Annotated in this window: 7 protein-coding genes and 2 pseudogenes; 4 read left to right on the forward strand and 5 right to left on the reverse strand. The window is 40.3% G+C overall.

The features are described from left to right. Positions 1-685: 685 nt before the first annotated feature. Positions 686-1,705 (forward strand): annotated as a pseudogene (locus tag DBZ36_RS05730) (IS3 family transposase); the annotation flags it as partial. 278 nt (positions 1,706-1,983) lie between these two features. On the opposite strand, the pseudogene DBZ36_RS20680 reads toward DBZ36_RS05730, so the two are convergent. The 3 genes and pseudogenes from DBZ36_RS20680 to glgC all read right to left on the reverse strand — a co-directional run. Next, a pseudogene (locus DBZ36_RS20680) lies at positions 1,984-2,103 on the reverse strand (transposase); the annotation flags it as partial. 791 nt (positions 2,104-2,894) lie between these two features. After that, entirely contained in the window at positions 2,895-3,296 is a 402-nt protein-coding gene (locus DBZ36_RS05735) for a VOC family protein (RefSeq protein ID WP_120353956.1), read from the reverse strand. Between the two features lie 233 nt (positions 3,297-3,529). Further along, positions 3,530-4,795: a glucose-1-phosphate adenylyltransferase gene (gene glgC, locus DBZ36_RS05740; RefSeq protein WP_120353957.1), complete on the reverse strand. Its 1,266-nt coding sequence runs from the start codon at positions 4,793-4,795 to the stop codon at positions 3,530-3,532. A 1,507-nt stretch (positions 4,796-6,302) separates the two neighbouring features. On the opposite strand from glgC, the gene DBZ36_RS05750 reads away from it, so the two are divergent. From DBZ36_RS05750 to DBZ36_RS05760, 3 genes are all read left to right on the forward strand, one after another. After that, positions 6,303-7,481 (forward strand): helix-turn-helix transcriptional regulator, encoded by a 1,179-nt coding sequence (locus tag DBZ36_RS05750; RefSeq protein ID WP_120353959.1) that lies wholly within the window; start codon positions 6,303-6,305, stop codon positions 7,479-7,481. A gap of 449 nt (positions 7,482-7,930) precedes the next feature. Further along, positions 7,931-8,983: a PEP-CTERM sorting domain-containing protein gene (locus tag DBZ36_RS05755; RefSeq protein ID WP_120353960.1), complete on the forward strand. Its 1,053-nt coding sequence runs from the start codon at positions 7,931-7,933 to the stop codon at positions 8,981-8,983. A 539-nt stretch (positions 8,984-9,522) separates the two neighbouring features. Then, positions 9,523-10,131 (forward strand): PEP-CTERM sorting domain-containing protein, encoded by a 609-nt coding sequence (locus DBZ36_RS05760; RefSeq protein WP_120353961.1) that lies wholly within the window; start codon positions 9,523-9,525, stop codon positions 10,129-10,131. Positions 10,132-10,303: 172 nt separating this feature from the next. On the opposite strand, the gene DBZ36_RS05765 is transcribed toward DBZ36_RS05760, so the two are convergent. Both DBZ36_RS05765 and dnaK read right to left on the reverse strand, forming a co-directional pair. Continuing rightward, positions 10,304-11,209 carry a DnaJ C-terminal domain-containing protein gene (locus DBZ36_RS05765; RefSeq protein WP_120353962.1) on the reverse strand — a complete coding sequence of 302 codons (906 nt, stop codon included), beginning with the start codon at positions 11,207-11,209 and terminating at the stop codon, positions 10,304-10,306. Positions 11,210-11,343: 134 nt separating this feature from the next. Then, positions 11,344-13,236 (reverse strand): molecular chaperone DnaK, encoded by a 1,893-nt coding sequence (gene dnaK, locus DBZ36_RS05770; RefSeq protein ID WP_120353963.1) that lies wholly within the window; start codon positions 13,234-13,236, stop codon positions 11,344-11,346. Positions 13,237-13,269 lie beyond the last annotated feature (33 nt).

The raw sequence follows: 13,269 nt of genomic DNA on the forward strand, positions 1-13,269 counted from the left end.
AACTCTGATGTACTTGGTTTATATTCGTATGTTTGTGTTAAGGAAAAAGATGCGGAGTTTTCGTCGGTACATCCTTTGCCATCAACTGAAGCCGATAACACGGGTTTACCGTTTGAGAACGAACATCCAGTTATTTTTGCTCTATTCCATATTCGAGCGCTGACAACTTTGCATGTAGGAAGCCCACTATCTATTTCATTCTCTCTTGGCCCTTCTCCAGCTTTAGATTCGTAAGCGGTCGAGGTATTACATTGTGGAGGTTTTCCCTTTGCGGCATGTAGTCCAAATGTAACAGTTTCGTCTCGAGTATGTTTATTCGAAAGAATATCCCTTTCTTTTTCGATACACGCGATGACTTCCTTTTCCCCGCTTATTGCATTCCCGCTTAAAATAACAAACGATAAAAATATAGTTTTATATTTAATTCTCATAGATAACGTCACATTAATGAAATGGAATAAGTAATTAAGCAAAATATAGACCGAATGAAATAAGAAATTAACAATCAATTGATAAGTAAGGCGTTTATCTAGAATATAGAAAGATAACTTCATAGTGACATGCAGTTATTGTAAATCCTATATTGCTATTGTAAGTTATTTGGTCTTACCCAAATGGGTGGTAAGCCCCTAGAACAGTAGAAACTTCATAGAATTATAATTAACCAAAAAATATGAGGTGTTACATGCGCGGAAAACGATATCCCGACGAGTTCAAAATATAAGCTGTTAAACAAGTCACTGAGCGTGGTTATAAAATCGCAGATGTTGCTGATAGATTAGGCGTCACTTCCGAAAGTTTGCACAACTGGATTAATAAGTTTGATAAGCCAGAAAAGCAACACATTACCATTGATAATCAACAAGACGAAATACGTAAACTCAAGGCTGAACTGCGTCGCGTAACCGAAGAACGAAATATCCTAAAGGAGGCCGCCGTGTACTTTGCAATCGAGTCAAAGAAAAGTACACGTTCATAAAGTCTAGGTTCAAGCACCATCCAGTAAAAATCTTATGCGAAATACTTGGCGTTCACCGCAGCGGTTCCTATGCCTGGCTTAAGGAGCATCTGAGTCGCAGAGCTACTGAAGATAAGCGACTATTAGGTAAGATTAAACAGTATTGGCTGGAAAGCGGTTGTGTCTATGGCTACCAAAATATCACTTTAGACCTTAAAGATGATGGTGAGGCTGTTGGCAAAAATCGTGTATATCGGATCATGAGAACAGCTGATATAAAGGCTGTACGTGGCTATAAGCGTAATCCAAGTTTTGGCGGAGGCGATGTTAGTCATACAGCGCCAAATACGTTAAATAGAGGATTTGACGTCGTTGAGCCCAAAAAAGTTTGGGTGACCGATTTTAACTATATTCGGACTCATGAAGGTTGGCTATATCTCACGGTTGTTATCGATCTATTCTCTCGACAAGTTGTCGGTTGGACTATGAAAAGTAAAGCTAGAGCTAACCTAGTTATTGATGCACTACTGATGGCGGTATGGAGACGCACTCCAACAGAAAAGGTGCTTATCCATTCCGATCAAGGCGTGCAATAAACTGTTCTGCTTGGCCAGCTTTCTTATAGAGCAAAACCTGGAAGTGAGTATAAGTCGAAGAGGAAACTGTCATGATAATGCAGTTGCTGAAAGCTTTTTCTCATTACTGAAAAAAGACAGGATTAAGCGAAAAGTCTACAAAACCAGAGAAACGGATAACAAGACACCCATGATAAGTTAATAAGTATTCCTCTAGAAAGCAATGCAGAAGCACTTAATAAAACCATTAGTTTTGGTATGGAAAAAGCTGTGTGTGTCTATGTTGTTCTTAAGAGGGCCTAACAAGCTTTGGGGCAAAAGTGAGTTAAGAATGATTGACCTTACTCGTTGATAGATAGAGAAGTCACAGAAGCTTTGTTCATAAATACGTCATGTTTAACAGTTACATTGTAACTGTTAAAAGTGTCTAGCAAAGTCTGGGAAGTCCAGCTCAAATCTGCACCCACTTACAACGTCTTCGCCACACAAGAAAGCCCGACGCACGCAGCGTGAAATACATTTGTAATTAGAGGTGTGGGATAAACTGACTTGCCCCTTACGGGCCTTGGCATCCCAGAACCATTATTGACTAAATAGTCACTTAAGCCTAGACCATCATCCCGTGAGTGCCATTATATGGATGTCTTGTTATTTTCTTCTAGCCACCGCGAATTTATATAAGGTTGTCGTTACAAATATGATTTACTATTTTTTGTCGGCGATAAAATGAAGATTTATTGCGAATATTATTACTAGCTTACAATAAACAGATGAATATCATTGTTAACTTACTTTCCTAGGAAAGTGATCTCAACAAAGTTTCGATAACCCTCTGATTTTTCGTTAAGGTAGTATCAGTACTAATTTACTTTAACACTGTGTCAAAAATACATCTCAATAAACGTATACCTACTAAGCGTTTGTTTAGTTTATACTTATATGCATTTTGACATACAAAAGCTGGATTGGTTGTATACGGCGCTATAGCTAATTTTTAGATTATCTGAGTTCTAGATTTCGTCTATGTGTATTTCCAAAAACTAAATAATGCAATGTTTAGTTCGATGCTTGAGTGCTTCCAAACCGAATACCTTAGTATTTCCTTAACTTAAAATTTGGGTGAATGTGTTTTAAAGGTTTAGATTCTCTATGGGCCTATTTCGCGCGAAGCAACCAGGTTCTGAATCTGGTGTTTGAATGGCTGAGCGAGTTACGTTAGTGGCTTATGCAGAAATACTTCGGTTTAGCCCACAAGATGCAGCTAAGATTTAACACCAACATAAGGGGTGCGCAGTCAGGACCGAGCGGAGCATCCTAGAAAGTTCAACGATCGACTTAATGTTTTGTGAGACCTGCGTTACTTAAGAAAAGATCTCCGGTTCATGGCATACGATGCAAAGTTTATTGCCGTCATAATCCCGAAAATACGCACCGTAAAAGTCGTCATGATATTCAGGACGCAATCCTGGTGGACCTTCACAATGCCCCCCTTTCTCAATTGCCAAATCATAGATAGCTCTCACTGTTGTTCTATCAGAAGCCATAAATGCCAGCACTTGACCGTTTCCTGGGATATGAGGCTTTCCATCGTAAGGATGGCAAATAAAAAAGTATGGGCGGGATTCACCAGCACTGTGCCAACCAGCCCATGGTCGATTTCGATCACAAAACCGCTCCTCTAGTCCGAGGCCTTTCATCATAGAACTATAAAACTGATAAGACTTCTCAAAATCACTTACGCTGATAAATATGTGTGAAAACAAGGATCGCTCCGTTCTAAAGAAAAACAATACCCAGGCTCGCTTTTGCGTGCGAGATTCGGGGCAGTTCATTGAGAACATTTGAAGGTGCTGGAGTTTAAGGGGGTTACCAGAGTTTATAAATGCTCTTGGTCAGTTCTGCCAAGCTAGAACTTAACTTAGCAGAACCCTTTTACAATCAAAAGTCAGGTTAACGGGCTAGTAGCAATAATGTTACTTTAGCCAGAAAACTTAGCTCAACTGTTTTTTTGAACATAAGAGTCAAGCATGTCTTTAGTAACCAAGGTTATCCCTTTATCTGTAACACGGAAACCATTGGCTATATCCTGTTCCCTATCATAACCAATGACTAGGCCTTCGGGTACATTACATTTACTGTCAAGGATAACCCGCTTTAATTTTGCTCGCTCTCCAACGTGGCTTCCATGCAGTAATACAGACTCTTCAATAACACTGTAAGAGTGGGCATGAACACTGGAATATAAAAGTGACCTACGAATGGTTGAACCAGAGATTATACAGCCTCCAGATACCGTTGAGTCTACAGCCATACCACGACGTTCGTCGTTGTCAAAAATGAACTTCGCAGGTGGAAGTTGTTCTTGATAAGTCCAGATTGGCCAAGATGTATCATATAAATCAAGCTGGGGATCAGGAGTAACCAGCTCCATATTAGCTTCCCAAAATGAATCTAAAGTACCAACATCGCGCCAGTAAGGTTGGTTGTCACTATCTGGGTCTTTGAAAGAATAGGCAAAGACATTGTGCTCTTTGATGATTGAAGGAATGATGTCATGGCCAAAGTCACGAGAAGACCCTTCTGTGACAACATCTTTTAGCAACTGATTAAATAAAAAGTCGGCATCAAAGAGGTAATTTCCCATTGAGGCTAAACATTGACCCGGCTTACCTGGCATTTCATTAGGTTGGTCAGGTTTCTCATCAAAAGCTACGACTTTGTTTTCAGGATCAACAGTCATTACCCCAAAACTACCAGCTGCTTCTTCAGTGTCTACCTCTAGGCAGCAAACAGTCATATCGGCTTTGTTTGCAACGTGCTCAGCGATTAATGAGCCATAATCCATACGATAAACATGGTCACCAGATAAGATTAGAATGTACTTAGGATTATGTGAACGAATTATCTCCATATTTTGGTATACCGCATCAGCAGTACCCATATACCAATCATCACCTGTTTGTTGCGAAGCCGGTAATATTTCAACAAATTCTTTAGCTTTAAAGCTTCCCCAGCCGCGGCTGATATGGCGGATTAATGAATGTGATTTATATTGTGTAGCGATACCAACTCGGTTAATGCCTGAATTGATACAATTGGAAAGAGGAAAGTCGATAATACGGAACTTTCCACCAAAATAGACAGCAGGTTTTGCGCGAACATCTGTTAGCTCAAACAAGCGGCTCCCTCGTCCGCCTGCTAAAACTAATGCATATGTATCTTTAGTTAGGTTACTAATATGTCGATCGTACTTGTTAGGCATAGAGTTCTCCATGGAGAGATATAAAAACTCGGTCATCAAAATAACCGATTATTGAATTGAATAATGGCGGTGTTGATCAAACTATAATGAACGGATGCTTACGAAACTGTTAGGTGATTCAAAGTACTCACATTTATGTTCATTTAAAAGGTATAGCGTAGTGGTCGAGCAGTGCCTGCTTGTCAGCACACAAAACAAATATCTAATGCAGGGTTAGAGGCGTTGTACAAACTAGGGAAATGTTAGTCGAAAATGAAACCTTACTTTAGTCAGTAACAAAGACTTCAAAGTTTTGAAGTGAAAACTTGTTAGTGGGGAAACGTCTGACGGCCTGGTTCGTCGTCAACACACCTTTGGATACTATGAAATAGTCGACGGTACCGTTAAAGTCAACAATCTGCCCCGCGTAGTTGAGCTAACAATGAACCAGCTCATGTACAATTGTATGGCGATAACTGTTGCAGTAAATGCTGTAAAATTGGTGTTCAATTATCTTTTCATGTTGTAGGTATCGATTGCCTTATCAACAAGTCTTTTGGCTTCTTCATAATCTGTTGGGCTAAAATAAAAGTCTACCAATGGACTACTCCCGCGATCAGGCGAATCAACGCTTACTCTATGCCTTATACTACCTGCAGCCTTGCTACAGTATATCTCTGTTATATCCGAGAGCTTTATCATTAATAGGTCATACTCGGCTTTTGTAGTTGTTTTTTTTACTCGGGAGTTATCTTTTTGAGTTAAGAGAGCAACGAACAAGCCTGCCGTTGCTGAGACTAATAGCGGTATGACAATGCTAGCAATGACAACTATGCTTCCGTTTTGTACTTCTACATTTCTCACCTCAATGCTTTGCCTGATTACTCGTTTAGATTTCCTGGTTAGCAAGGCAAATTCCCTACCTTGTAAAGACGACGCAATTCTATTTAACTGGTTCTTTGATAATGGTTCTCCTTCATATCTTACTTTAAATCCAAAGGTTGCGACCACTATGTATTCGGGGCTTTTGTTGTCGTTTATTAAAGGGATGTGGACAGGTTTTTTTCCGGTTCAGTCGTCATAGTATTCCCTTCTCTTTAGCATCTGCTTAATTTGTGTACATCCAGATACATTGCCAGTTACCAATGGTCCTTGCAAATCGGTGTGATTTTCTAAAAACTAAATGCGATGTATAGGGCTGACTATCTATGCTTTACGCGGCACCCTTTCCTAAGCTAGCTAATTAAGAACTTCGATTAATGGGCTAAAGCTTGACTGGTAACAAACGTTGCTATCCCTCTGATTAAATTGCATATGGCAAGGATAATGAATAGTCAACTTGTGACGGCGTTAAGCTTCATTTAGTTATGGCGCAAAGGAAGATCTTTATCTCAGCTATTCTTTAGCGATGAACTTTCAAATACCGCCTTAGGTGCTAACACGGAATGATATGGCCACTACAATGGATGACTAGTAGCGTGGCTTGGTGCTTACTGTAAAGATACTTTAACAATCAGCGTTTTATATCATGAGAACTAAGTGGCTGCATTCAAGCAATGAACTATCGTTAAGTCTTATGTTAGACAAGATTGAAAAAAATAAATTTGTGTCTCCAAAGGAGCTCTCGCGATTAATCGGATTGATCTATACGAGTGCTTGGAATAACGACTGGGCGGAGGCTTTATCTTTTCTTATGCACTTAAGTGGCTCGAATAAAGCGATGCTTGTGCTTAGCATCCCCTCTCAACATCAACCACTAATAATGGAGTTCCACACCAACTTTGATTACGAACCTGACGTACTCGCACGTTACAGCGCTACCACAGCTCAAGACCCGTACTATCAACAAAGTTTGGTCTTTTCTGAGGGTGATTGTATTTGCTTTGATAAACAACTCGTTATTCAAACTGTAGCTCACCAAACCTATCAAAATGAAGTATTGTCCCCTCTTAATGCGCATCAAATCTTAGGTGCTGTACTTCTTCGTAATACCATCGCTGACGCATATGTAAGCGTTAATCGCGGTGAGCTAGACTTACCGTATTCAGAAGATGATATTTTGCTAATTGAAATGTTAGTTCCTCATTTTCAACAAGCACTAAAAATGTTCATGAGTCTTCAACTCTACCGCGAATACTTGTCCATCAGTCAGCGCGTCATTGAGCAAAATAGCGAAGCCTTGTTAGTCTGTGATAAAGACGCCGCTGTTCATCTTTGTAATCCTGTCGCACGGCAGCTAATTGAAAGAAGCCCTTGGCTTGAAATGCATGACAATACCTTGCAGATCACTAAGCAAAGCTTAAGTACATGGTTTAAAAGTAAGTGCGCTAAGGTTGCATCAAAATGTGGGCAAGGCATTAATTTCGGTTTTTCGGAAACAATTGATACGACATCTGAGCATCTAACCATATCCGTAAATGCACTAAGCCAAACATCAACACGTTCTGAGATTAAACTCGCTTGCTGCTTAGTTACATTATCTTGCGGGAATGTTCCAAATTGGCAGTTAGTGAAACTCAACTTTAAGCTAACAGCTAGTGAGCTAAGTCTGGTTCAAAACTTGTATTCCAAGATGAAACTAAAAGCTATATCACAACGAGATGGCGTGAGTTATAACACCTTACGCAGCCATCTAAAATCGGTGTTTAGAAAAACCCAAGTAAGCTCTCAATCAGAATTATTCATTCGCTTAATGGAACTATCTTAACCAAACGAGAATCAGTGAATTAAATCGCACCCTATTTCGGCGTACTAAGTTCTACAATCAAGGAGCTTTGATAAAGATAATAACAATTCATTGCAGTAGATTTGAACAAGTGTTTTGTCAATAACCTACATAGACAGCCTACGTACTTATCTGCAACCCCTTCTCTTTGTGCCCTATTGATGTCTTTATAAACTTTCAGGTTTTCAGCCCAAATCGTCAGGTTCTGTTGATTATATTTACACTATTTAGACAAGCAAAATGCCGTAAAACAAGAACCAATCAAGCGAGCACTAACTTGTCACACTAAAACACCCCCAAATGGGTCAGTCTATGGAGAATACAATTTAGATTCAATGGCTGATGAGAACCGTATAACTCATTGAATATTAGCTGCAACTTCATAGTGGCACCAATGTTGTAATGCCTGTTCTACAAATTTGGTAGAGATAATGCAGATGATGAAACTATTCGGACATATTTTGGCTTTGGCGTCTTTAAGCGCTATACAAATAAACGCTACATGGGCGACTCCCATTGCAATTGATTACGGTGCATTTACCAGCGCGACGGTAAATGCACATGTACAAGGTAGCGGTAATCCACATAGCTCAGCTGGGCAATCATGTAGCGTGGGGTTTGCACCGACCGCTCAAAATTATATCTGTCATGCTGGAAATTCTTTTGACCATGAAAAGTTTAAACTAACCTCAACGGATAGCGCCACAATTGAAGCTTCGGCTTGGAATGCGCAAGCTAGGATAGTCTCGAATAATACTGCAACCTCATTTGCTGACCTCGAAACTGGCGTTTTAAAAACATATACTAAATCTTCACCAGACAGAGATATAGCTGCTGGTAGTGGCAGAGTTTTTTCGGTAAATAATTATGCGATTGCTGAAGCGTGGCTAGAGGAAACCCTACACTTCAAAATACCAGTAGAACTTGCTGGCCTAGAAATTATAGTAAATCCGTTTTTTAATCTGCACGCAGAATTTTTGTCACCAACAAGCCCTTCAGACTCATGGTTAACTTTCAATGCTTTATATAAAGCTATCTATGGAGGTGCGGGTTATTTTCATAGTCAGGTAAGTGACACAAGAACGGTTTATGATAATACGAATATATACAAAGAGTTTGACGTGATTTTACAACATGAACGAGAATACAGTGAGGATGTTTACCTTTCTCTTAACTATGGAATGCACAATATCAGTACTTCTGCCGGAGAAATAAACGCTCTAAACACTGCAAGTACAGGGATCAAGGTTCCTTTTGATCTTCAATTTACCTCAGGTTCGCAAGTATACTTGTCTAAAACTCCCGATGAGAGCCCAGTATCAGTGCCGGAACCAAGTTCTATGGCAGTATTTTTGCTTTCGATCTTAGCAATGGGTTTTAGAGTGCGCGCTTCCGTTTTATTAACAACAATAGATAGTGTAATTATCAACGTTAGAGATAGTTTATCGTTGTTTAAAAATAATAAGACGCCGATAATTAGATAATAAAAGAACTTCACGAACTTAAACTAGGCGGTTCTCTGATTGTTTGTTGTTACAGAATATTAAGTGAAGTAGTCGCCTTGTTAAGCCTAACATAGTGCAGACTTTGTTGTTTATCTGATTTATTACAATGCACTTTATTCGCGTTACTTTCATAATCACAGCAATAGTTTTTTAAACTCGTCGTAAGTGCAGCTTTGTTAAATAGTGCCTTGATGTAAACCGACGTCGCTATTTCGCAAAGTACAAGAGTTATTGTTTTAACCATTTAGTAAAGCTTGGTTACTATCCTCACATTTAATAGTAATACCCTAAAAACGACTACACCTTGGCCTTGTTAAATAGCACTGTTATTATGTCAATATCCTTTACAATAAATTATTTATTCAATATATACACTTTCTAACACACTGAATAATAGTTATTTCATAATCTGGCTTATAATTTGCTTGCTAGTATTCAGTCGTAAGTTTTATACGAACTTTTATATAGATTCGTACGTGTTATGCGCCTAACCTAAATCTAAATACAAGGAACAAAGAATGCGATTGCTACAAATAAAAAGGATTTTAGTATTGTTAGTTAGTGTATCTTGGTTTGGTACCGCACAGGCTGGCATCATAACAATTCAATGGGATACAACTGTTGAGGACACTGATTTCGCTGATGTGTCCGTTGGCGAGTCAGCCAGTTTAGTTGTTCGATTCAACGCTCTTAGCAATGATTTGGCCAATTTGGTCGTAGATGCAACAAATTTCATTGATTACAGCATTCGTTTCTCTGCTAGTGGTGAGTTTGCTACTTGGAGTGTAGCCGCCCCTGCTACCGATTTGACTTTACTTGGTCCAAACTTGTTCGAGTTTAACAATTTAGGTGAGTTAAGCTCGGTTAACGAATTCTTTATTGAAGGTAATGATTATCTAACGAGTATCAACGGCTTATCTGATGTTGCTACCCTCTATAATGATGGTGAAAATTGTATATTATGTTCTAACGTTGGAGACATAGATGTTTTTGATGTTGATTTTGGTCTAAATCCGCAAGCTTGGTCGGTCACAACGCAGGTTCCTGAACCATCAACCTTAGTTATTTTTGCGCTCGCTGTTATAGGTTTAGTTACTCGTAGAAATACAAAACTAATAGCGATTTGACCCCCGCATGATTTACTGAGGTTGTTTTCGATAATCATGGTTTTATTGCAAGCTCAAATCACGGATTTCTGGTCTTGGTGATTTGAGCTTTTCGAAGTTAGATTAAGTACGTGTTAAAAGCAAAGAATACTATTGTTTGCTAGTCGTTAGCTTTAATCCAACTGACCATTCTCTAAAACGAAGCTTTAAATTCCTCAAGAAGTTTCTTCTGATGGTCGTTTAAATCTTGCGGCGTATCTACATGAATCGTTACCAATAAATCACCGGTGACACCTTTACGACTAGTAACGCCCTTACCGCTCATTTTAAATTTGCGGCCATTTTGTGTACCCGCAGGAATTTTTAGCTTGAATCGACTGTCCAACACGTTTACTTCCGCGTCACCACCGAGCGCTGCGGTAAACATATCAATATGAGTTGTAATACTAAGATCATTGCCATCGCGCTTTAGAAACGGATGCGGTCGAACCGCAATAGTTAACAACAAATCCCCATTCACACCGCCGTTTACTCCTGCGCTGCCTTTTCCAGAAAAACGAATTTTCTCACCATCTTTGATACCTGCTGGTATCTTGACGTTAATTTTCTTTTGTTCGCCATTTACTGGTAGTTCAACTATTTTCTCTGTCCCTTGAACGGCGTCTACAAATGCTACATGTAGCGTAAACTCGTGATCTTGCCCTTTTTGCGCTCTTGAGCGACCACCACGACCTTGAGAAAACAGATCTTCAAAACCACCAAAATCATGAGCTCCACCATGTTGGCGTTGCTGTCGAAATGCACCTCCAAACATGTCTTCAAAACCAGCGTGGCCATGCTGTGATTGCCTCGAACGAGATTGAGAGCCCGAACCATCAAAAGCGGCGTGCCCAAATTGGTCATATTGCCGACGTTTTTCAGTGTCACTTAAAATCTCGTAAGCTGTTTTAACTTGCTTAAAGCTTTCTTCTGCTACTGTATTACCTGGATTCTTATCCGGGTGATGTTTCATCGCCAATTTTTTATAGGCTTTTTTTATTTCTTTGCTTGAAGCTGTTTTAGAAACTCCAAGAATGGTGTAATAATCTTGTTTGGACATCGTTGCCCCTTACCAAATACCTAAGAAAAACTGAAAAGGACGTAGAAGTTGCCTTTTACGTCCTAGTATCAATGCTGATTTGATTATGAACTAGCGCGTCTATCCTCGATAGTATCTATCAATAAAACAAGGATTTATTTCACTTCTTCAAATTCAGCTTCAACAACGTCTTCTTCTGACGCGTCTTGTTCATCGGGTTGTGCCGATTGTTGTGCTTGCTGTTGCGAAGCTTGTACTAGTTGTTGCGTCAGTTGCACAAGCGCTTGTGTCTTCGCTTCAATAGCATCTATGTCATCAGCCGCTTTAAGCACTTCTAGTTCTTGAATGAGTAGCGTCACTTGTTGCTGCTCATCGGCGCTAAGCGTTTCACCTAAGCCTTCAATTTGCGTTTTCGACGCATGGATCGAATGGTCAGCTTGGTTACGCGCTGTTGCTAGTGCTTCGAACTGTTTGTCAGCTTCTTTGTTGGCCTCCGCTTCTTGTACCATGGCTTTAACCTGATCGTCGCTTAGGCCTCCGGACGCTTGGATGGTGATATTCTGCTCTTTCCCACTCGACTTATCTTTAGCCGAAACTTTAAGAATACCATCAGCGTCTAAATCAAAACTAACATCAATTTGAGCCATGCCCCTTGGAGCTGCTTGGATCCCTTCTAGGTTGAACTGACCCAAAGAGTTGTTATGTATCGACTGCTTGCGTTCACCCTGAAGCACATGGATAGTCACCGCACTTTGGTTGTCCTCAGCTGTCGAAAACGTTTGACTCGCTTTAGTTGGGATCGTGGTGTTCTTTTCAATCAGTTTGGTCATCACACCTCCCATAGTATCAATACCAAAAGATAAGGGAGTGACATCCAATAACAGAACATCTTTAACATCGCCAGCAAGTACACCAGCCTGAACAGCTGCTCCCAAAGCAACGGCTTCATCAGGATTTACGTCTCGACGCGCTTCTTTGCCAAAAAACTCAGCAACTTTAGCTTGTACCATCGGCATACGGGTTTGACCACCCACGAGTATAATATCCGAGATATCGCCTACACTTAGCTCAGCATCCGCAAGCGCTACCTTTAAAGGCTCAAGCGTTCTAGTCACAAGATCTTCGACCAAGGATTCGAGTTTTGCACGTGTTACTTTAACGTTCATGTGCTTAGGCCCGCTTGCATCAGCTGTCACATACGGCAAGTTTACGTCTGTTTGCTGGGCTGAAGACAATTCAATCTTTGCTTTTTCGGCAGCTTCTTTAACCCGTTGCATTGCTAATGGATCGGACTTTAAGTCAAAGCCTTGTTCTTTTTTGAATTCGTCTACTAAAAAATTAATCAAACGGTTATCGAAATCTTCTCCACCAAGGTGGGTATCCCCATTTGTAGCGAGTACTTCAAAGGTTTGCTCACCGTCAACATTGTCTATCTCGATAACCGAAATATCAAAAGTACCGCCGCCGAGGTCATAGACTGCAATAGTGCGTTCACCATCTTTTTTATCAAGACCGTAAGCTAGTGCAGCTGCGGTAGGCTCATTAATAATGCGCTTTACTTCAAGTCCAGCGATTTTACCTGCGTCCTTCGTGGCTTGGCGCTGCGCATCATTGAAATACGCTGGTACCGTAATTACCGCGGCAGTAACTTTTTCGCCAAGATAATCTTCTGCGGTTTTCTTCATTTTCTTTAGAATCTCAGCTGAAACTTGCGGCGCTGCCATTTTCTGGCCTTTTGCTTCAACCCATGCATCGCCATTATCGGCCTCAAGGATTTTATATGGCATGATTTCAAGATCACGCTGGATTTCTTTGTCTTCAAAGCGCCGACCAATAAGACGTTTGATGGCAAATAGTGTGTTGGTCGGATTTGTAATCGCTTGGCGTTTTGCCGGTTGTCCGACCAGGGTTTCGCCATCGGTATATGCAACAACCGAAGCAGTCGTGCGCTCGCCTTCTGCATTTTCTAATATACGTGGGGTGTCGCCATCTAAAACAGCTACACATGAATTTGTTGTACCTAAGTCGATACCAATGATTCTACTCATAATAATTACCCTTTCGCTTCGCATTATTTTGGC

Origin of the sequence: Alginatibacterium sediminis (genome assembly GCF_003610775.1) — a bacterium.
GTDB lineage: Bacteria > Pseudomonadota > Gammaproteobacteria > Enterobacterales > Celerinatantimonadaceae > Alginatibacterium > Alginatibacterium sediminis.